A 22,333-nucleotide genomic window follows, 5' to 3' on the forward strand; every position below is an offset into this window, starting at 1 on the left:
GGATAATGACTCCGACTATTGCGATATCTCTGAGCGTCTGGGCCGAAAAAACCGGTATCGATACAGCTTTTTTTACTCGCGTCATCGACAAACTGCACATAAGGGAGTGGTTCATGCTCATCTTTAATTTTATCCGGCGATTTGGACTTGAGATCACCCGAACACGTAACAGCTCGTTATTTATCTTGCTGCTGGCTTGCGGAGTGCTTGGTTATTTCGGCTTCTCACTGGCGGGTGAAAGCAACATCGTCTCATCTCCACTTAACTTCATTTACTGGAGCGTAGTTACCGCAAGTTCGCTTGGGTATGGCGACATTTACCCCGAAACACTTGCTGGCAAAATGCTTTTAACATTTTACTACTTACCCGTTAATTTTGTGTTGTTCAGTATACTGATCGGCAAAATGGGCAAATTTATCTTTAACGGTTGGAATTTACACATGACGGGAAAATCAAATATCACCGCACTGCAAGGTCACATTATTCTTATTTGTAGCACTGCTGAGAAGTCGCGAAAGCTTATCCAACTTATCCTTGATGATCATAACCGACCCGACAGAACCATTGTATTGCTTACCAATGGCGACTTTGCTCACCCGTTCCCTGATAACGAAAAAATCAAATACTTGTCAGTCGACAATTTGCATGATCAAGACGTACTTAACAAAGTCTGCATTAGTAGCGCCGACAAAATTGCTATCGACTTAGAGAATGATGACCGCAACTTCAGCTTGGCGGTTCACTATTCAACCAAGGTGAGTGAAAACAGTTTTATCGCTACTTTTATCGATAACGAAGACCAAGCACAAGCCCTGCGACAGCTAAATAAACCTATCGAGGTGCTCAGCTCCAACAAAAATGAAAAGCTGGTGCGGTCACTTCAAGATAGCGGCTCAGACCTAGCGTTCCAAAGCTTGCTAACCAATTCTGGCCAAACAATGCATGCACAAGAAGTGGTATTGTCAAAGCCGCGCACTGTGGCCGATGTCGCGGCCTTCATCAAAGGTAATCACAACGCGATTTTCATTGGGGTAGCCAATGATAAGCTTGGCAAAACGCTGGCGATTAATCCAGACGACGATGAAGTACTCCCAGTGGGAAAAAGCACTTTCCTTTACTATATTGCGTTAGACCGAATAACCTTCGACCAAAACGGATTTTAAGCAAAAAAGCGCCTTCAATTGGCTAGTGAAATATATTTTGCTGGGACACGTTGGGGCGCTAAATTAACTTTTTGATCAATATCTCATCGCCATAGTCCATAGTCCATAGTCCATAGTCGATATTGTCTTTTTACATCAACAAACGGCCACCTCGGCGAGTAAAGCTTGGTAAGAGAAAGTCTGAAAATGATGTTCGATTAAGAACGGGATCAATCGATGCAATCAGCGAAATATACGCGTTGAAAGGAGCGGTTTGGACTGTTGGTGGCTGATGTCAGTTATTTTTAAAGACTTTACACATTAACCTGAGATCGGCATAAGCAGGTTGGTTTATTAAGCTGTCATCATCCCTAATTTGTATGTCGACAGCTTAATGCACCCACAGCGTAATCCAGCTTTTAAATAAGAGCTCAAAAAAGTGCTCTAGCCTCACTTATTGACTGGTCGCACTTATTTGCAAATGGTACGTAACCATTTGAAAACAAAGTTAACCGATACTCTGCACTTGCGACGCCAGTAACCAAATCGCCAAAGCAAAAAATATCATCCCCATAAACTTATTTTGATAGGTGCGGAATTTTTCGTTTTTCAGCAATGGTTGACCCAAACTCCCCACTAGAGCCACCAGCAACAAATTGAACGACAACCCAATAACATTAAGCAGCAGGCCTAATGCCAGCATTTGTTCTCCTGAACTGGCACTGATCTGAGTAGAAACAAACTGCGGCAAAAATAAAACAAAAAATATCAACGCTTTAGGGTTTAGTAGATTGCTCATCACCGCGCGGCGATAGAGTAATTTAGCGATGTTATTCTGCGACTTAATTTCCGGCGCATCGCTCGCGCTACTGCGCATGCAATCCCAGCCCATTTTAAGTAAATAAGCGCCGCCCAATACCCGTAAGAGCTCTAACGCCATTGGATTCATTGCCACTAATGCAGACACGCCCATTGCAGCAAGTAAGGTTAAAATAAGTCCTGAGGTCGCATTACCAAAGCTGGCATAAACCCCCACTTTGCGGCCATAGCTCAAACTAGAACTAGCAATTAGCAGCATGTCAGGTCCAGGAATTAACAATAACGCGACCACAGTGGTTAAATATAAAGGAAGCAAAGCCAGATCAATCATCATAAAAACACAAACAACCACTATTAAGACGGGAAAATAAGGCGCGGATTTTACAGCTATTCAACATGAATGAAAGTCATATTGTATTTAAATGAGCACGACAGTTGGCAGGGTTTGTTTACGGGAAGAATATTAAGTAGGGATAAACCAAAGCAGTATAAAAACAAGCTAAAACAATAGCAAACAATAGAATGACCTTGACTCTGAGCCCAGTGATTTTTGGCGCCCAAAGAGTAAAGGCCAGCCCTGACGGCTAGCCTTTCATTTTTAACGGTAAGAGAATGTGACTCTCCTCCTACTTATAAAATGCTTCAACCTTGCCTTTAACCGTTGTCATAAGCGGTTGCCCACGACGGTCCAACGCTTTATGCGCCGCGACTTTTAGCCAGCCTTCACTGATACAATATTCCTCGACATCAGCACGCTCTTTGCCGTTGAACAAAATACCAATCTCGTGCTCAAAAATGGCTGCCACATGATGTGGGCTACGTGGATTTGAAGAAAGGCGATCCGGTAAAGCTGGTTTCGATGTAGTGTCGTTCATGGTCTGGTCTGCAGTGAATAAAGCGTGCTCCATTGTAGGCAATACTGGCCTGATGCTCAATAGCGGCAGTCATAAATGTGAGTGACGAGCCCCACTTCTTTGGACAATAGCGACACAATAGCGAGACATTCTATCGCGACCCCATTGATAGCAACCCCATTGCATCGCCACGCCTTACGCCATCACAGCTCAGTCAACTGGATGATCCGGCCGTTTAAGCCGAAAGCATAGGTTTACCCTGGCCCCATTTATCTTCAATTTACCTGTCATTGCATCGCCACGCCTTACACCAACACCGATCCACTAACACAGCTCAGCCAACGGCATGAGCCGGCCGTTTAGGCCGATAGCATAAAGCTTACCCTGACCCAATTTATCTACCAAGTGGCCCGATGATGATCTGCATTGGATCAGCTTCGATGACGCTCCTTTATGACTAATATGTATCAAGCTTTTCGATTAGAACAATCGTTTTTATTCGCAGCTAGCTTTTTAATTCTTACCTATACTCTATTTTCGCTGTGTAATTTAAGCCCTGATATTTAATCTTCGAGTACAACCAGCGGACATCTAAATAGCTTGAGTGGTTAATTGGGTTTCATGTTTTAGAGTAACCACAAACCGTCGCATGTGGCGAAGGTACGTTGACTTTAAGGACGCTAACAATGAAAAAAATAACATTGAATAAACAAACACTAGCAGGGTTTATCAGCATGCTGCTCATCTCAGGCTCAGCTTTGGCCCAATCGGACATGACAAAACCCAAGGGGGCGGCTGCAACGGGGATGACACCACAAGGCCAGGCTAAAACCAACCAATTTTGGTGGCCAGATCAACTTAACCTCTCTGCCCTGCGCGATCACGATAAACGCTCTAACCCATATGCTGAAGACTTTGATTATGCCAGCGCATTTAACAGCCTAGATCTTGATAAAGTAAAACAAGAGATAAATTCACTGCTGACCACATCTCAAGCTTGGTGGCCTGCTGATTTTGGCAACTATGGACCATTTTTTATCCGCATGACATGGCACAGTGCGGGGACTTATCGTACCCTCGATGGCCGTGGGGGTGCCGGTGGTGGCCAACAACGCTTTGAGCCGCTCAACAGCTGGCCTGATAATGGTAATTTAGACAAAGCGCGCCGTTTGCTGTGGCCAATCAAACAACGCTATGGCGAAGCCCTTTCTTGGTCAGATCTGATTGTGTTAGCGGGTAATGTTTCACTGGAAAATATGGGCTTTAAAACCTATGGTTTTGCCGGTGGCCGAGCTGATGATTGGGAACCAGACATGGTGTACTGGGGACCCGAAGTGGAGATGCTGGCCAGCGATCGTGAAGAACGCGATGGCCAGTTACAGCGCCCGCTTGGCGCCACACACATGGGCCTAATTTACGTTAATCCTGAAGGGCCAAAAGGTGTACCCGATCCATTGGGTTCTGCCAAAAATATTCGTGTTGCCTTTGAACGCATGGCAATGAACGATGAAGAAACGCTGGCACTCATTGCCGGTGGCCACACCTTTGGTAAAATGCACGGTGCGCACAAGCCTAAAGACTGCCTTGGGGCAGAGCCCGCTGCTGCGGGTATCGAAGAGCAAGGTCTTGGCTGGAAAAACAACTGTGGTAAAGGACACTCTGAAGACACGCTCACCAGTGGGTTAGAAGGTGCTTGGTCGCAAGCGCCCACAAAGTGGACCTCTTTGTATCTCAGTAATTTACTTAACTTCAAGTGGCAACAAACTCGCAGCCCTGCTGGCGCTATCATATGGATCCCGACAGATGAGTCGCTGCATACCGCGGTAGCCGATGCACATGTTAAAGGCAAATTTAACCCACCGGTAATGACAACCGCGGACTTAGCGCTAAAATTTGATCCTGAGTATCGAAAAATTGCTGAACGTTTCTTAGCGGATCCCGAAGCATACCGTTTAGCTTTCGCTAAAGCCTGGTACAAACTCACTCACCGAGACATGGGCCCACCCGCTAATTTCTTAGGCAAAGAAGTCCCTAAAGAACGTTTAATTTGGCAAGATCCCATAGATGATAAAACACAATCGAATATAGATGCTGATGGCGTGCAAGAACTTAAAGCGCAAATTTTAGCAACTGATTTAACGGTTTCAGAGCTAGTGCGTGTGGCTTGGGCCTCTGCGGCAAGCTACCGCCATTCTGACATGCGCGGTGGAGCAAACGGTGCACGTATTGCACTAGCACCTCAAAAAGACTGGCCGATAAACAACCCTGCTGAAACCGCTAAAGTGATTAAAACACTAAAAGCGATTCAAGCAGACTACAACGACAGCTTATTAATTAAAAGCACAGTATCGCTTGCAGATTTAATCGTTCTCGGTGGCGCTGCTGCAATAGAAAAGGCCGCTAAAGATGCAGGTTATAGCGTATCAATACCCTTTAACGCCGGTCGTGGTGATGCCACTCAAGCTCAGACTGATGTGAATTCATTTAGTTTACTCGAGTTAACATCTGATGGTTTTAGAAATTACTTTAACGCTGAGCAAAGCGGCAGATCGCCGACTGAAATGTTGGTTGATAAAGCAGATCAACTTAACCTAACCGTGCCAGAAATGACCGTTCTAGTGGGTGGATTACGGGCTCTTGGTGCTAACTATAAAGGGGTAAAACACGGGGTACTTACCAGCACATCCGGCAGGTTAAACAACGACTTTTTCGTCAACTTACTCGACATGTCTACCCTGTGGAAAAAATCGTCAACCGATGGCATTTATGAGGGATTTGATCGTCAGTCAGGCAGCAAAAAATGGACCGCCACGTCAGTGGATTTAATCTTTGGTTCAAACTCAGAGCTTCGTGCAGTGGCTGAAGTGTATGCGTTTGATACATCAAAGCAAAAATTTGTCGACGACTTTATTTCAGCCTGGACTAAGGTAATGAACCTAGACCGTTAAAGTTAAGCCTAGTGACCACGCGCAATAAAACTTAAACGTGGCAACGCCGCTTAACTAGGATCGACAGCATTCAAAAAGCGAACCAAACGGTTCGCTTTTTTTTAATCTATAACACTCAAATAACCCTCGCCACTTCGATAATCGCGCGATTGACAATGATAACGCCTTATTCCAAGTGTGTAAGTAGAAGCTTTAGCCATCGAGTTGACTGATAAAAACGACTAATGTCGAGCAGTGCGAAAGTACATGCTGTCATTTACACGGTGTCGTTTTACACGATTATTTATGACTGAATTATTTTCACAAGATTACAGACACAATATGGATACACAGAAAAAAAAGGAGCCAAGTTAAGGCTCTTTTTTTTGGGTAAATGATCGATATCCATAAGCTTTTATTGATCAGCTTTTATTAATAGCTTTTATTAATAGCTTTTTAGCTTAGAAACGACCAACAACACCCACACCAACAAACAAACCGTCTACGTCAGAATCAAGTACTTTTGCTAGCTCAAATGTCGCTGAAAAAGAATCTGACATACGTAACCAATAAGCTGTTTTAGCAGTAAAGTTGTCGTCTGAACCGTTATCGTCATAACCTAAACCAACAGACCATGCTTTAGTTACATACCAGTCAGCATTTACGTTGAAGATATCGTCAGCATCGGTATGAGTCCAGTTAGCACCTAAATCAACACCAGTGGTGTTTTTTAGATCGATAAAGCTGCGAACTTCAAGACCGTAGATTGAATCAATATCACTACCATCAGCATAGAATGCAGCTACTTTTGAGCTGTCGTTGAAGTAGTAACCAAGATCAAGTTGGTAAATGTCAGTATCGAAAACGCCAGCATCAAAACGTTCGATTTTAGCGCCCACAAACCACTTTGAATCAAAAACATAAGTGCCATCGACAGAGAAAATATCAACGTCATCATCATCTATCATTGAGTAACTAGCACCCACATTAGTAGATTGTGCTAAAAAGCCATTTAATGCATAAGGGCCTTTTTCTTGCGATACAGAGTCAAGATAGAAACGGTAGTTAAGGTCCCATAGACCATCACCGAATTCTTCAGTATTAGCAGAATAATCTAATCCCGCTTCGTGGTGAAATGGTGCATCTTGTGCAGCCATAGCGGGTAAAGCCACAAAACCTAATACTAGTGCTAATGCAGTAACGTTTTTCATCAATCATTCCTTTATTTGATTATTTTACGCTAGAAGATTCAAGCAGATATAAAGAATGGATAAATCATAAAAAGTGGGGTTATCCATTAATTCAAATGTAGCCTAACCTTACCGTCGGGCTAACGCGCTTTCCTAGCGGCGAATACTCTAAAGTAATGAAACGCTAAAATAAACAAAAAACCATAAATTATTGATATTTTTCAATAAAATACATCATACAGAATGTATTAAACACTGCTACTACCTACTTTAGCAATAGAGCAAAACGTAACAACATCGTCAACTAAACGTTAATTTATAACACAACAGAGGTTTTAGGCGCTGCAACCAGTCGACTTGATAGCGTATCAATTCAAACAGCTGTGTTTAAATAAAAAGCACATCGCTGCCACTTACATTTACACGCAACTGGAGTAAATTATTTAAGCAGATTTATGGCTGTAGAATGGCGACCGATTGCATCGTTCAAACTCGTTCAAAGACGACAACGACAGGTTTGTTAAGCAGTTGATTTATGTTGGTGATGACTATAGGTTATTGTCATTACATCCATTTTATCTATCTGGAAACGTCAGTGTCGACTTTATTTAAGTTCATCAAAGGTGGCTTATTAAGCCTTTTTGTTATTTTTATCATCCTTGTTGCGTTTAATTGGCAAAGCGTTAATCGCTTATACAGCGTAGTAACCTTATTTGATGAAGCCCTAGTGGTAAATAATTTTTCCAATATGAAAGATGTCTTTTTTAACAAAAAAATCGTTAAACAAGGCGAGCCTTATGTGTTCGACGTCGCCTTAGCGCCTTTGCCTGAATCGTTTAACTATCGAAACAGCTCAACCAATACCGAAGCGTTTCTCACACGCAGAGCCACAACCGCATTACTGGTACTTAAAGACGACAAAATAACCTACGAGCAATATTTTCTCGGCACCCAGAGTGATGACAAACGCATCTCGTGGTCAATGGCCAAATCATTTGTGTCGATATTGTTCGGTATGCAAGTGGATGCTGGCAACATAGATATTGAAAAAACAGTCGACTTTTATCTGCCAGAGCTTGCCAATTCTGGTTATGCCAAGGTCAAAGTAAAACACGTATTACAAATGTCATCTGGGGTTAAATGGGACGAAGACTATCAAGATTTTTATTCTGACATTAACAAAATGGGCCGTGTACTGGCCATTGGCGGCTCGTTAGATCACATGACCAGTGAACTGGTTAATGAGTCAGCCCCAGGCAAAGCATTTCATTATGTCAGCATGGACACCCACGTTATAGGCATGATACTCAGACGCGTTTCTGGTAAATCATTAATCGAGCTTTTACAGCAAAACATTTGGAATACCATCGGCATGGAAAGCGATGCTTATTGGCTTACCGACTCCCAAGGGACTGAATTCGCATTAGGCGGCTTGAATATCACCACCCGCGACTACGCCCGCTTCGGCCGCTTATTACTGAACAACGGCGCATTTAATGGCAAGCAAATCGTGTCGGCAGCTTGGATAAAAGTCGCCACCACACCGCAAGCAGATTACCTACAACCTCAAGTCGGTAAATTAGGTTATGGCTATCAAATTTGGTTACCGCCAGAAGCCGAACAAGGCGAGTTTTTTTGTGTCGGCGTTTACGGACAATATATTTATGTAAACCAACAACACAATGTAGTAATAGTTAAAAACAGTGCCGATTTGGGCTTTCTTGATGAGTTGAATTCAAAACAAGAAACCATCGCGTTTTTCCGCGAGATTGTAGCGTCGTTGGAGTAATGAGGGATCCGTCAGACTCTGCCCCAACTTATCGATAGCTCACTTATCGGGTGATCACTTTTCAATTGCTGGATATCAACCCGAATACCATGCGCAGTAAGATGAAAAAGTTAGCTATTTGTTAGCCTGTTAAATTTGAAGTGGCTAATGTCACATATTGCGTTTTTGGAGCAGCCTCTGCCGATTGAGCTCATCGAGCTGTTCGGTAAGTTTGAGGATCTGTTGTTGCAGCGCTCGATATTGAGTCAGGCGGGACTCATTAACTGGCTTGTCGCCCAAGTCTTTAGTTGCCCAAATTTTTGTAAGCTGAATGATCAAATGTTCGGCTTGACTCAGGTTGTCATGCTCAATTTGTTTGATCATCAATAGCCGAAAACAGTCAAACAGTATTGTGAGCATAAACTCATGGCCGAGCGGCAGCGCTTGAGTCTCTGAATCGCGAAAGCCGATGGCTGCGATTAGATTAGCGACTGTGGTGACTGTAGTTGCCCCGATAAAAAGGGACTGGATCTCAGGCTCCAACATAAGAACCTGCTCAAGCTGTTGCGACAATTTACCTTTATTCCACTGCGCGCCCAGCGCTTTAATGAACGTCATATCAACCCACCCGTTATGAAATTTTTTCTATTAACGATACTGTCTATTAACGATATAAGCGTGCCGTTATTGGAACTAGGTTTAATTTTTTGATTAGTCCCTCTAAATAAGCTTGAGTCAACAATGCTATGCCGCGATAAAAATCAGTTCTAGCATGTTCAGTCATAAGCTCCAGGCAGCGACCCGACCAAGGAAGTAAATGTTGCTGGAGCAAGATCATGCAGCTTCGTTCTAATGGTTCGTTATCTTCAGTTTGATCCCATTGGGTAAACATCTGATCCAATACCGCGAAAAACAGACCGATATGATCAACGGGTTGATTGCTATCGAGCTCGAAGCTGATCCCTTGTTCTTGATAGAAGGCTTTTAGTGCCATAGTCGACTTGTCATTGAGCAGTTGCCTCTCGCTCAAGTAGACCGATCCCCAAGGCACAGCATTGGGCTCGCCCGGTCCATAGAAGAGTTGTGCATAGTCCAGTTTTAAGGCTTGTTGTTTTTCACTAGTCCATTGGCCGAGATAATTGGCCAGCAACTCGCGGCCACTCGACTCTTTGGCCGATGCGCTGAACTGTGGCCAGCTTTGAGCGACACCATGCTCAATAAAACCTTGGATTAACTCAGGTGTCGGATCGTTAAAGAGTACATTGTGAAGAATGCGCGCAATGCCTTGATATTCTAGGCGTTCATTTTCGGTAAGGGATGACATGCTAACCTCGTTTGTGGAACTAAAATGTGTTTGAACTAAAATGTGTCGCAACTAAAATGTGTCGCAACTAACAGCAAAAAAACGCTAAAAAAGGTGCCACTCCAAATGAATGGCACCAATCAGGGGGTTAAACTTCTGCGTAGTTCAACACTTCTCCATCAGTGGCACCACTTGGGCGAGAATGACGGTTAGGTGTGATAAGTAAGTTGGGCGTAGTGACACTGCTTTGTGGCAGCGGGGCAACAGCCGGTGAAATGGCGCCCGGGTACTTAGCCTTCAGTTCGTCCATGGGGCCAAAATCGATAGCACGCATAGGGCAAGACTCGACACATGAAGGTTGTTTACCTTCGGCCAAGCGCTCAAAACAACCATCACACTTGGTCATCACCTTACGATCTTTATCTATCTGCGGTGCATCGTATGGGCAAGCTCTTGCGCAGCTTTCACAGCCGATACACAGATCCGCCGCCACATGGACTAAACCATCTTCGCGGCGCTTGTGCATTGCGCCAGTTGGACAGGCCTTAACACACACAGGTTCAGAGCAGTGGTTACAAGCGATAGACAGGTAATAGGCGAATACGTTTTGGCTTACAGTACCATCACCATGTTCTGCCCATTGTCCCCCACCATATTCATACACCCGGCGCCAATTGATGCCAACGGGAAGATCTTTACGATCCTTACACGATATCTGACAGGTTTTACAGCCAGTACATTTACTTGCGTCGACATGAAAGCCGTATTGGATATTATTGCTCATTGTTAACTCCTATCAGACCTTACGGATTTCAACCAGGTTAGTGTGCTGAGGATTGCCTTTCGTTACCGGTGTGGTGCGTTGTGTGGTCAGCACGTTTAAACAACCGCCTTTATCCACAGCGCCGCCGGGTAGGAACCATGCGCCCTGACCCAGTGCCGTTACGCCGACCATGATACGAGGTGTGACCTTCACTTCGACCTCGATGGTGCCGCGATCATTGAAGATATGGACCTTGTCACCGGTTTTGAGTCCACGCTTACTCGCATCCAGTGGATTCATCCAAACTGCATCCTGTACGGCTTCACGTAGCCAGGGGACGTTGTGAAAGCTTGAGTGGGCACGGCCCTTAGTGTGATACCCCGTAAGTTGTAATGGATACTTCTTCTTGGTCTCGGTATCTTCATAACCTTCCCAGGTGGGCACATATTTAGGCAGCGCAGAGATTACGTCACCCTCTTTGAGTTTCCAGGTACGGGCTTTCTCTGCCAGGCGTGATGAGTAGATCTCAATCTTTCCAGAGGGTGTGCCTAGAGGATTTGCATCGGGATCGGTACGGAAATCTTCCAGTACGATATAACCGCCGTTCGGCAGATACTTGCGATAGATACCTTGTGTGAGCATCTGCTCTTTTTCTGGTAATTCTGGGGTGGCAGCTTTAGATTCGGCATAGAATTGATCCAGCCATTCTTTGCGGCTCTTACCTTCGGTAAACTCAGATTCAACACCCATACGTCTCGCTAAGTCGACACAGACCTCATAGATAGGACGGCTCTCGAACATAGGGTCGACGCCTGTGCTCATCTGTACCAAGGAGGCGGTATCACCCGCAGCGTAACTTTGGTTAACTAAGTCTTCTGATTCAAGCCATGACACGTCTGGCAGCAGGATATCGGCAAACTTGGCACTGGGCGTCATCCAGTTATCAACGACTAAGATAAATTCACATTTAGCTTCATCTTGAAGTAGCTTCTCGGTTTTACGCACATCAGAGTGTTGGTTAATCAGCGCATTACCACCGTAATTGATGATCGCCTTAATATCAGTGCCCAACTTACCGTCACCCTCGTCATCAAGATCAACACCTTGTACCCCATCGGACAGGACGGTCATGTTTTTACCGTCTTCGATGGCCTGAGTGAAGGTAAAGAATGAGATGGCTTTCTTCACTGGGTTTGAGCCAGTAGGCATTGACGGTGCGTGTAGAGAAGAGCCCTTACACAGACCGCCACAGTTAGTACCCGGCAGACCCAGTTGACCTAACAAGATAGGCAACATGTAACCTGCACGGGTGTTGTTTTCACCGGCAGCCTGGCGGTTTAGCGAGGCGGCAATCTGGATAAAAGGGGCACGAGCCGCAGCCAGTTCACGGGCCAATTCGACAATAAGGTGGGCTTCGATACCTGTGATAGCGGCAGCCCACTCTGGCGTTTTAGCATTAACGCCCGGAATTGAGTCGCCAACCGTGGTGTTATCGAGAATATACGCCTTATAGCTCTCTTCATAGCCAATGCCTGCAGGCATAGTTTTCTCGTCATAACCGACACAATATTTATCCAAGAAGGCCTGATTGACTGTGTTAGTGGTGATCCACTCATAAGCCAAAGCTTCGAACAGCGCCGCGTCGGTACCTGGACGGATAGCGAGCCATTGATCTTCTTTACCTACGGCAGAGTCGGTATAACGGGGATCGATCAAGATAGTCTTAAAGTTATGCTTCTGCTTTTGTACCAAGAAGTCATAGGCTTCGCCCGAACCACTCATGCGGATCTCGGATGGGTTGTAGCCAACCATCAGCACTAAGTCTGAGTTTTGCATCTCAGACACACTGCTTCCCTGCCAGCCAGGACCGGCTGAGCCGTATGTTTGTCCGGCTGCTTCATAAATTTGTGACCAGCTATAATCGCCATAGGCGTTGAGATAACCGCCCTTAAGGTTCATCAGACGGTAGAGACACTGCTTACCCGAAAAGTGATAACGCGCACCCGAGTTATAGGTGAAGTGAATCGATTCATTACCGTACTGGTATATGGTGTCTTGCAATTTTTCGGCGACAAGATCAAGGGCTTCATCCCAGCTGATCCGCTCAAATTGTCCGCTGCCACGAGGACCAACACGCTTCATCGGGTATTTCAGGCGATCCGGTGCATAGACACGTTTACGCAAGGAGCGGCCCCGTGGACAGGCGCGCACATCGTGGTCGCCGAATTTATCTGTGGTGGTAAATTGAGACTCAACCCGGGTGATCACCCCATCGGTAGAAAAAACCTGTACCGGACAGTTAGATCCACAGTTAACCAGACAAGCCGACCAGTTAAGCTTTTCAGCGGCAACAGGTGCCGTAGGCGGTACTACTTCAACATCTTTAGAGCTTGAGTTACAGCCTGAAACCGTTGCTACGCAACTGAGTGCGGCACTCATTTTTAAGAAACTTCTGCGTTCCATTATCTTTTCCTCATTGCAGTTATGATTAGCACTGTTTGCATTAGCGCAGCTGGTAGCTAAACGACAACATCACTTGGTGCGCGTTATAGTTATGGTTCAGGTTACCTAAGGTGGTCAGTCCTGGAACTGTATTGACATCAATTTGCGCGTTATCGGTGTCGTAATAGCGCTCATACTGGTAAGCCAGCTTTAACGCCATCTCTTCGCTTAATGCGTAGTTCGCATGTAGCTTGAGACTATGGTTGAAAGAATCGTAATCCCCCTGTGGCGTGGTAACGTCATAGGTGACCAGCGTGTTGCTGGTGGAGTTTGCAAATAGGTAGTCCCCGCCTAGGCTGAGCCTGTCTTCAAGCAGCCCGCTATAGTTGAAACCAGCACCCAAATTGATAAACTCATCTTCGATATCGGCGAACCAATCAGGGGTTGAGAAACGCTGACTGCCAGCTTGATTGGATTCGATCCACTGCTGACCAGCAAAGGCATACCCTGATAGGTGCGCATCAAGCTGCAGCCCAAGGTTGATGTCATAGCCGTAATCTTCAGATCCGCTCAGACCCAGTTGCGTCTCGTTATAATCATCTTTGGCGTAGCGGGCCGTCATATCCACACTGAGCCACGACGTTGGGGCGTGATTAAACTTGGCTTCGAAGGCGGTGCGCTTTCTATCAGCCAGGTAGTATTTGCGTAGCAAAGGGTTAGTTTCAGATGAGGTCAGTTCGCTGGTTTGATATTCGCTGCCGCCGCGGTTATCCAGACTAGCCTTGAACTTAAGCTTGATATTATCCAATGCGCGGACATTGAGCTTGGCCCACAGCACATCATCATTGGTCTGTTCGCGGTCACCATAACTGCGCTCCATCTCTTTGCGGTCATAGCCAGCTTGTAAGCGATAGTCACTGCTTAGGCGGTATTTGGCATTAAGCTTGAGGCCGCGGCGCTCGGTGTCTAAAGGCACATTTTGTGTAAATGCCCCCGTGATCCCGTTCACTTCATATTGAGCAAATTCCCATACCGATCCCTTATTGTCGCGCTTAGCGTAATCGACACTGCCGCCGAGTCTGAGTTTGTGGCTTAGCAGCGAAGTGACTGACAGCTTGCCGTCTAAGGTATCGACTTCCCCGTCCCAGTTTTGCAGTGGATTAGCGGACATTTGAATTAAATTATCATCTTGGGTCATCTTGCCCGATGCCAGGCGACCACTCATAACGGTGCGGTTAAATTGATATTGGCCAGACAAGCTAATTCGATGAGCCTGATTGTCAGGCGCGGGTGCAAAAACGTCATACAGATAAGGGAGACTTAAGGCGTCGATATCGTTCTTATACTGACTCACGAAATAATTGAGGTCTGTCGTCCAGCTATCGCCAGACAGTGACAGGCCCGCAGTGAGGTTATCTGTGTTGGCATCGACTGGCAGACCGAAATTAACCGGGCGCGGAGTGACAATGCTACTGCTCTGGTAACCGGTTTTATGCTCGTGCTCATAACGCACATAAGCCTGATAAAAGTCTTGGCCATAGCTCAAACCTAAGCCAGCTTTGTTCCTCTGCAGCGAGAGCTCCTGAATTTGAGTATGCTCACTCGGTGTCAGTACGCCGTCTTGGTGCCATAACTGACTGCGTGCATCGCCTGACTGATAACGGGTTAGCTGTTGATAATCGGCCACCAGTTTATAGTGACCTGACTTTCCTGCTTCAAGATGAGCGAAGCCGTTATCCAGACCTAACTGGTGTGCCTGGAACTTGGCTTTATAGCCTGCACTGTTTCGATAATTTAAGTCGGCATCCACACTGCCATTAGCCCCGTCATTGTCGGTACCGAACGCATTACCGGAGTGAATGTCATCACTGTCAATATAGGCGGCATTGACCCCGATGATGCCGCTATAACCTGCAACTTGAGGGCAACGCTTACACTGAAATACTTGCTGGTTAACGGTACTGGTATTGGCCTTGTTCACGCCAAAGTCAGCCGCCATTGCAGAGCCCGTTATCGCACCTGATATAGCGAGAAGTGATAACGTGATGAGGTTAAATTTGAATCTCATTTGAGTTACTCCTAATTAGCGCTGCAGCTTGCTGCCGGCTGGGTGATTGGAGCCATGGATCTGGCTATGGCAATTGAGGCAACTCTTACCGCCGCCAAAAGCGTCACTTCCGCTTTGCTGTACAACACGGCTTGCATGGCCATCATCCATATGACATTGCTGACACAGTTGTGGCGCTCTTTGAGTGAGCATGGCTTCATTAACGCTGCCATGGGGGTTATGACAGTTGGCACAATTTTCTGTGACTGGCGCATGCTCCCATAATACGGGGCCACGTTTTTCGCCATGACAGCTATAACAAGTGTCATTCACCGTGGCGTGATTAAGCGCACTTTCACTCATAGAGCCATGTGGGTTATGGCAATCGATACAGGTCATTTGATCCCATTTCATCGGGTGAGATGAGCGCTTATTCATGGCTGATTTTTGCTGAGTGTGACAAGAGGTGCAGGTGTCATTGACCGTGAGCTGGTCCATAACCGGATCGTTGTCGGTGTGGATATTATGACAATCGCTGCAGGCCACCTCGTCTAAATTGTGGCTGCTGCTATGCCATGCCATCTGCTTAGGATCGTTATGGCAACCTAGGCAGACACTGTTCTGACTCTGAGCGGACAGCTTGCTCTCTTTGCCAAAGGCGATCATCGGCTCCTTGCCGCCTTTGTTATGTTTGCCTAACGGGCCATGGCAGGCTTCGCATTGCAGACCCGCCATAGGCGAACCCTGTTGGCTCGGGCTACCGTGCACGCCATCAAATATCGCCATGACCTTGTCATTTTTCTTATGACACATCAGGCAAGAGTCGGCACCTTTGTTAGAGTATTTACCTTGAGCAAATTTCTCCGTCAGTTGCTGTTCCAGTTGTTCACCAGTGAGTTGATTCCAGGGGGCCGCCTGAACTGAGAGAGATAAGCACGCGAAAGCGAATATCCCACAAAGTAACGTAGTGATAATACATTTGTTCATCATCTTGGCCTTACAGTTAATTATTATATGATTTGGTAACGTTGGTGTTAATTAGTTTACATTTAAATTGTAGTTTGAATTAATTAAAATACGAAGCTATTACTTTAGAGGTATTGTTAGATCTGTGATTTTTAATTTATAAATGATTTATTCGGGATCGAGATCTTTATTTAGCCTTGTCTGTTGGATGTATTTTTTTGATATTTAAATTACCAAATATAAATTACAAGCCATTGATTTTGATTGTATTTTTAAATAACTTCTACTAGTTACTATAATTTTAAATTTGCACTTTATATAAATGAGAATGATTTAAACATAATATAACTTATGAACTCATATCGTCTTTATTCATAACTATTTTATTAACCCAATAACCATTAATAACTATTCACAACCTCGTTAATAACTTTAAATATCTTTTCACATTAATTCACAACTTAATTAAAATTAATTCGAAAGTAAATTTATAATCATTATAAATAAATGATTTCACAAACTGACAAATGCCTCATAAAAAGGAAAAAACGAAAAGAATAAAACTGCAACAGATGATAAAACTAGGCGGAGTAAACCGTCTAGTGCAAGTGCAAATCGAGAAAAGGAACCTTGGTTGCTGGCAACATCACTATGTCGCACCAGCGATACCGCTAAAAGGTTGTTAAAATTTATGCGACGAGGATGCAAATAGAGGAAAGCTTTAGGGATATTAAGCAGGTCTAAAAATGAATGACAGCGAAACGCGAACAGGCTCAAGGTATTGCGACTCGTTGCCTGCCAATCTCAACTTGAGCTTTCGCTGCTAGCTTTAGCCGTCAAAGCTGCCGTTAACATAGGCATTATCCAAGCGAACTAAACCAAGCGACTCAATCATGCGAACTAAACCAAGCGAACTAAACCAAGCACTGTAACGTGCTCTCAAACCCATTCATTGGCTTAAGATCATACAAAGATAGGCAGTTGAAGCAGTTGCAGTCTCACTGGCTAACAGGGATCAAGACGCGACAAGATTTAATCAAGGATCCACAGGCATGCTATTAAATTCGTGGGGATCCCTAAGACTCTGATCCCACTTATTTTACTTATTTGAAAGATAAACAAATAGTGATTGATAGCCGCAAGTAAAATCGGTTACTGTGTGAACAACACATGGAATGGCGACAGTCAGTAAAGACAACGTAGTAAACAGACTCAAAGTCAGGGAAGAAAACGTAAATGTTGACCCACAGCACTTGCTCACAGCTTGAAAGCCCTCCCCCCTTAGACCTTGTTTAACGCATTTCAAAAAAACAGACAGATTACTTAGATCCTATTTACTTGGATTGACCTGTGATGAAGCGAACATATAGCTGACATCACGCTCAAGGATGAAAATGACAAGCTTGTTTACCAATGTATTCGCCATCGGCATATTGCTTTCGGGCATGTTTTTGATGGTGTTGATTATGCACCTAATGCTTAAATACCGTGACTACACGGTAAAACTGCCTGTCGATCGCGAACAACTTCTGCGTATTCCCGCATATGGCTTACAGCAACAAATTCAAGACTTACAGTTTGATCTACTGGGTGGCTTAACCATGGCCGTGGTTGTAGTGAGCTTTCCGTTTGCCACCGAGAGTATTCAAAAACATATTACCGAAAATTCATTCCCATACCTTTTCGCCATAATTGCCGTTGTTGGGCTGATTTATTGCGGACGTAAAACATGGAAAACATTTTCCAAACTCACTAAATTACGCCTAGGCCACACCGCAGAAATTGCCACTGCCAATGAGCTCATCGGCCTACAAGCTTTGGGCTATCAAGTGTTTCACGACATACAAGCCGACGGCTTTAACATCGACCACTTAGCAATAGGTAAAAATGGTGTATTCGCCATCGAAACCAAAGGCCGCCACAAGCGTAAACGCGACAGCAAATCGACTAGCGCGACCCAAGGTAAAGACTACCAACTCTTTTATAAAGACGGCCGCTTATGCTTCCCATCGTGGACTGAAACCAAGCCAATCGAACAAGCCATTCGTCAAGCCAAGTGGGTCAGCCAGTGGCTAACTAAAGCCACTGGAGAACAAATCTTTTCCAGCCCAGTACTGGTATTCCCCGGCTGGTTCGTCACCAGCCAAACTCGACCACCCTTTCCCATCTTAAATCACAAACAACTGGTCAAAACCATACCAGCAGTCCGAACCCAAGCACTCAGCCAACAACAAGTCGATGCGATTGTGTATCAAGTCGCACAGAGATGTTTGAGTAAGAGTGAGGTTGGGAAGTGATGAATTTGAAAATTAATATTTTATAAATTTTGGTATTAATCAATGAAACAGAGATCAAACGCAGCTAAAGCTCGTCACGCAGAATCATTAATAAAAGTTGGTGAAAATATACACAACTCAATCATTCTATCTACTCTAGTTGCGCCTTTAATTTTTCTAAGCAAACAGATAATGGAAGGTAAAGTTATAGATTTCATATGGTTAATGAATCATTTATTCGCGAATTTTTGGATTTTATTAGCTGTATTTATTTTAATGACTGGGACTGCATATATAGGTAGTCGAATGAAATGGTGGGGGTTTGATTTATTAGATGAACTTAATAAACTAGAAGACACAAACGCTTCTTCCGATTTAAATTTCTAGAGGAAACCGCTGAGTATGGCACGCATACCTTTAAACGAAATCTATCAACAAAAACTAAACTTCCTTATTGGTGCAGGAGCATCTAGTGGCCTATTTTCTACTCTATGGTTAGCCGTTAAAGACTCCGATAATCCAGAGAAAGAAGAAACCATTGAAACACTCGCTACCAAGTTAGCTCAACTTGGAGAACAATATAAACATCATCACACTTTACTGTTCATGTACTACTTCCAAAATATTATCGAGCCGGTTTGTAAATTTCAGCTTAGTGATGTCATCAAAACACATAAAAATTGTAAAGTTGATAACTGCAAAATCTGCAAAGAAGATGAACTCAGAATAGAAGCTACCGTAAATTATGAAATATTCATTGATTCTATTGTAAGGTTACTACAGCAAAAAAGTGAATTTCAAAGACGCTGTAACCTTTTCACAACCAATTACGATGGCTGTATACCATTAGTTGTTGATAATTTGATTAAAAAAGGGAATCTTGAATTCTGCATCAATGACGGTGCAAGTGGCTTCCTTGATAGGACTCTTTCTGCACGTAACTTCAGTAATTATGTTTGTAAATCAGGTGTTTTCGGACGAAACTCATCTGACATTCCACAAATAAACTACATCAATCTTCATGGCTCAGCTTATTGGCGTAAATCTGGGGATAATATCAAAGTCGATTATAAGAGCACTGGTACTGCCGTATTGATACCAGAAAATACTTACGAAAAGCTCAAAGAGTTAGGTAAGATTTTGAACGATAAAGGCAAAACTACGATAGATGTACTTGCTCTTGAAGTGGAGCTTTCTAATGAGGTCATAGACCAATTTTGGGACTCTTATAATAAACTCCCTATTGTAAATCCGACCAAATGGAAGTTTCATGAAACTGTATTTGAAGAGCATTATTACCAAATGCTTCGCTTACTTAGTTATCGCTTGGAAGAACCAAATTCAGTTTTAATTAGTTTTGCTTTTTCATTCGCCGACGAGCACATACGTAACTTGATCAAACGTTCGCTATCGAATCCTAAGCTGCAAGTATTCGTTTGTTGTTTTAACGAAAAAGAACATAAAACAATGCAAGGCTATTTTAATGGTTACAGAAACGTCACGTTTATAGAGTTCGGAGATAAAAAACTAGACTTTACTAAGTTCAATAAAGAAGTCTTCAATGCTGACTTACTTAGGGTTGACGAATAAATGAGCATTAATATTGGTGAAGTCATTGCGGTTCGCGGTACCCAAGTCACTCTTCGTATCTATGATGAATCAAGCCTCGAAACTATGTTCTACGATGGCAAGAAATATAAGGGAGTTTCAATACGTGAATATATTGGAATTCAACGTGGTTTTTGCCTCATTGTCTGCATCGTTGAAGGTGAATATCTAGATGAGAAGCGATTTGAATTAGAAGATAACAAAATTCAATATATCCGAAAGGTAGAAGCTAAGCCCATAGGATACTTTGAGCAGAGTAAGTTTAAAGATGGCATCAAACTAATGCCGATGCTCAAAGATAAAGCTTATCTGCTCAATGAGAACCAAGTAATTAGTCTGTTTAGCCAAGGGACCGATGGCTCGTTTAATATTGGTAAAATGTTAAAAGAAGATTTGGTAGTATCACTACCTTGGCACAAAATCTTCAATAGTCATATAGGTATTTTCGGTAACACTGGTAGCGGAAAATCCAATACTTTGACTCGACTCTATTCTGAATTGTTTTCCAATTTTGAAGAAAAATTGAAAGGTAAAAGCCAGTTTCTCTTGATTGATTTCAATGGTGAATATACTGGCAATCAACTAATTAAAAATCCAGAAAATAAAAAACTATTTAACCTAAGTACTGGTAAAAAAGTTGGAGACAAATTGCCATTGGCAAGTTCTCAAATTTGGAATGCTGAAATTATGGCATTGTTATTTCAAGCGACGGCTAACACGCAAACTCCATTTCTTAATCGTATTATTAAAAAAAGAGAGAAACACCGAAAGGAAGCTGATAGCTTAAAAGACCTTGTCATTGGTACTTTCTACCTTTGTTTGGGGACCCCGACGCAAAATAAAGATACTTTAATCCATCTCAAGGTTATAGCAGAGCACCTCGAACACGAACCGTTGATAAAGAAAATGAGTAAATTCATATGGTTTGATAGAGATGTTAATAAAGCAAAATTTGCATATTCGGTAGCTCCTGGAAATATGGAGTTCTATGGTTCTCAAGCAACTTTCGATGACAAGCTAAGACCGATCTTGAATGAAGTAGATACAAAATTGCTTGATGCTTTTGATGAGATTATTGTTCGAATTAATATCCAGTTATTGAGAGATCTTTTATACGGAAATATTCAATTTGAACATATTCAACCTCTTTTAAAGAGAGTAGAAAGCGCAGTCAGTGACCTCCGAAAGGTATTCAGTGTTAAAGACGACGTAAAAGATGAATTCAAGCTACTGAATGTAGTTGCTTTGAGAAGATGTAATCAATCAACAAAGAAAATTGTGCCTTTGTTACTGGCAAAGATGTTCTATCAAGAGCACAAGGATAGTGTGGATACGACCCCTAAAAATACGCTGCACTTTATTATTGATGAAGCTCACAACATTTTATCGCAACAGTCTAACCGTGAACATGAAAACTGGAAAGATTATAGGTTAGAGATGTTCGAAGAGATTATCAAAGAGGGACGTAAGTTTGGTATGTTCCTGACATTATCGAGTCAGAGGCCTGCTGATATTTCACCAACGATAATGTCCCAACTTCACAATTTCTTTATCCATAGGCTTGTGAATGATAAAGACCTTTTCCTAATCGACAACACAATTAGTACATTAGATCGAATGTCAAAAAGCTTAATACCAAATTTATCCAAAGGTGCATGTGTTGTAACTGGCACCGCTTTCGATTTACCCATTGTAATGCAAGTCGATTATATCGAAAGCAAAGACAGCCGTCCTGCAAGTGATGATGTAGATCTGATTGAGTTATGGAATATTGAAGATAAATAGTAAAGACAAGAGAATTGATGAAGGGTGAGCTTGTAATAAATGGGGTTAATAAATGGGGTTAATAAATGGGGTCAGAGTCTGACGAATCCCACAAAAGAACTGAATAAATAAAGAGATAAGTAAAAGAAAGGAACATTCATGGCATTTGGTGATCAAATTTATCGCCAAACAAATATTACCACGAGTAAATACCATGAATGCTAAACATGTTTTATCAAAATGCCTCCACTTGTCACCCCATTAATGCACAAAACACTTCGTACTAGTTTGTTTGCTGCCATTGAAAGCTCAATGAATGGTGGTCCACTTTCTATCACGGACTCGGCCGTAACATAACGAATAAAGCGAAGGAAAACATAAGATTAAGCGTGTAGATAGGCTTTGTAGTAATGCTAATATTCATCGTGAAATCGAGTGTGTCTATACTCGAATGACACATTTGT

16 protein-coding genes and 1 pseudogene are annotated in these 22,333 nt (G+C 43.4%); 8 read left to right on the plus strand and 9 right to left on the minus strand.

The annotated features are described in order from the left end of the window. The first annotated feature begins 113 nt into the window (after nt 1-113). Complete coding sequence (locus CXF80_RS10070) at nt 114-1,163, plus strand: potassium channel family protein (RefSeq protein ID WP_157822211.1); 1,050 nt, start codon at nt 114-116, stop codon at nt 1,161-1,163. Nucleotides 1,164-1,650: 487 nt separating this feature from the next. On the opposite strand, the gene CXF80_RS10075 is transcribed toward CXF80_RS10070, so the two are convergent. Together CXF80_RS10075 and CXF80_RS10080 are read right to left on the minus strand one after the other, a co-directional pair. After that, complete coding sequence (locus CXF80_RS10075; RefSeq protein WP_101032750.1) at nt 1,651-2,295, minus strand: LysE family translocator; 645 nt, start codon at nt 2,293-2,295, stop codon at nt 1,651-1,653. A 292-nt stretch (nt 2,296-2,587) separates the two neighbouring features. Next, nucleotides 2,588-2,836 (minus strand): DUF3297 family protein, encoded by a 249-nt coding sequence (locus CXF80_RS10080; protein ID WP_101032751.1) that lies wholly within the window; start codon nt 2,834-2,836, stop codon nt 2,588-2,590. Nucleotides 2,837-3,501: 665 nt separating this feature from the next. Here CXF80_RS10080 and katG point away from each other — a divergent pair. Further along, on the plus strand, nt 3,502-5,763 hold the full coding sequence (gene katG, locus CXF80_RS10085; RefSeq protein ID WP_101032752.1) for a catalase/peroxidase HPI: 2,262 nt from the start codon (nt 3,502-3,504) through the stop codon (nt 5,761-5,763). Between the two features lie 440 nt (nt 5,764-6,203). Here the strand turns inward: katG and CXF80_RS10090 are convergent, their stop codons facing one another. Continuing rightward, the gene (locus CXF80_RS10090) at nt 6,204-6,953 is read right to left on the minus strand and encodes a putative porin (RefSeq protein WP_101032753.1); all 750 of its coding nucleotides are present in this window, start codon (nt 6,951-6,953) and stop codon (nt 6,204-6,206) included. A 574-nt stretch (nt 6,954-7,527) separates the two neighbouring features. Between CXF80_RS10090 and CXF80_RS10095 the strand changes: the two genes are divergently transcribed. Further along, nucleotides 7,528-8,721 carry a serine hydrolase domain-containing protein gene (locus tag CXF80_RS10095; RefSeq protein ID WP_232772077.1) on the plus strand — a complete coding sequence of 398 codons (1,194 nt, stop codon included), beginning with the start codon at nt 7,528-7,530 and terminating at the stop codon, nt 8,719-8,721. Between the two features lie 150 nt (nt 8,722-8,871). Here the strand turns inward: CXF80_RS10095 and CXF80_RS10100 are convergent, their stop codons facing one another. From CXF80_RS10100 to CXF80_RS10125, 6 genes are all read right to left on the minus strand, one after another. Next, nucleotides 8,872-9,318: a hypothetical protein gene (locus CXF80_RS10100; protein ID WP_101032754.1), complete on the minus strand. Its 447-nt coding sequence runs from the start codon at nt 9,316-9,318 to the stop codon at nt 8,872-8,874. 46 nt (nt 9,319-9,364) lie between these two features. Next, on the minus strand, nt 9,365-10,024 hold the full coding sequence (locus tag CXF80_RS10105; protein WP_101032755.1) for a TorD/DmsD family molecular chaperone: 660 nt from the start codon (nt 10,022-10,024) through the stop codon (nt 9,365-9,367). Nucleotides 10,025-10,151: 127 nt separating this feature from the next. Next, nucleotides 10,152-10,787, minus strand: coding sequence for a DMSO/selenate family reductase complex B subunit (locus CXF80_RS10110; RefSeq protein ID WP_101032756.1), 636 nt, complete (start codon nt 10,785-10,787; stop codon nt 10,152-10,154). A gap of 12 nt (nt 10,788-10,799) precedes the next feature. Continuing rightward, nucleotides 10,800-13,229, minus strand: coding sequence for a DMSO/selenate family reductase complex A subunit (locus CXF80_RS10115; RefSeq protein ID WP_101032757.1), 2,430 nt, complete (start codon nt 13,227-13,229; stop codon nt 10,800-10,802). A gap of 40 nt (nt 13,230-13,269) precedes the next feature. Then, nucleotides 13,270-15,276 carry an MtrB/PioB family decaheme-associated outer membrane protein gene (locus CXF80_RS10120; protein ID WP_101032758.1) on the minus strand — a complete coding sequence of 669 codons (2,007 nt, stop codon included), beginning with the start codon at nt 15,274-15,276 and terminating at the stop codon, nt 13,270-13,272. 15 nt (nt 15,277-15,291) lie between these two features. Further along, nucleotides 15,292-16,245, minus strand: coding sequence for a DmsE family decaheme c-type cytochrome (locus CXF80_RS10125; protein ID WP_101032759.1), 954 nt, complete (start codon nt 16,243-16,245; stop codon nt 15,292-15,294). A gap of 520 nt (nt 16,246-16,765) precedes the next feature. Here CXF80_RS10125 and CXF80_RS10130 point away from each other — a divergent pair. From CXF80_RS10130 to CXF80_RS10150, 5 genes and pseudogenes are all read left to right on the plus strand, one after another. Next, nucleotides 16,766-17,283, plus strand: a pseudogene (locus CXF80_RS10130) (transposase); the annotation flags it as partial. Between the two features lie 332 nt (nt 17,284-17,615). Next, a complete protein-coding gene (locus CXF80_RS10135) occupies nt 17,616-18,518 on the plus strand; it encodes a nuclease-related domain-containing protein (RefSeq protein ID WP_101032760.1) in 903 nt (300 codons plus the stop codon). Between the two features lie 42 nt (nt 18,519-18,560). Continuing rightward, nucleotides 18,561-18,884: a hypothetical protein gene (locus CXF80_RS10140; RefSeq protein ID WP_101032761.1), complete on the plus strand. Its 324-nt coding sequence runs from the start codon at nt 18,561-18,563 to the stop codon at nt 18,882-18,884. Between the two features lie 15 nt (nt 18,885-18,899). Next, on the plus strand, nt 18,900-20,087 hold the full coding sequence (locus CXF80_RS10145) for a hypothetical protein (protein WP_101032762.1): 1,188 nt from the start codon (nt 18,900-18,902) through the stop codon (nt 20,085-20,087). Beyond that, entirely contained in the window at nt 20,088-21,890 is a 1,803-nt protein-coding gene (locus tag CXF80_RS10150) for an ATP-binding protein (RefSeq protein WP_101032763.1), read from the plus strand. Nucleotides 21,891-22,333 lie beyond the last annotated feature (443 nt).

It is taken from the genome of Shewanella sp. Actino-trap-3 (assembly GCF_002836275.1).
GTDB classification, from domain to species: Bacteria; Pseudomonadota; Gammaproteobacteria; order Enterobacterales; family Shewanellaceae; genus Shewanella; species Shewanella psychromarinicola.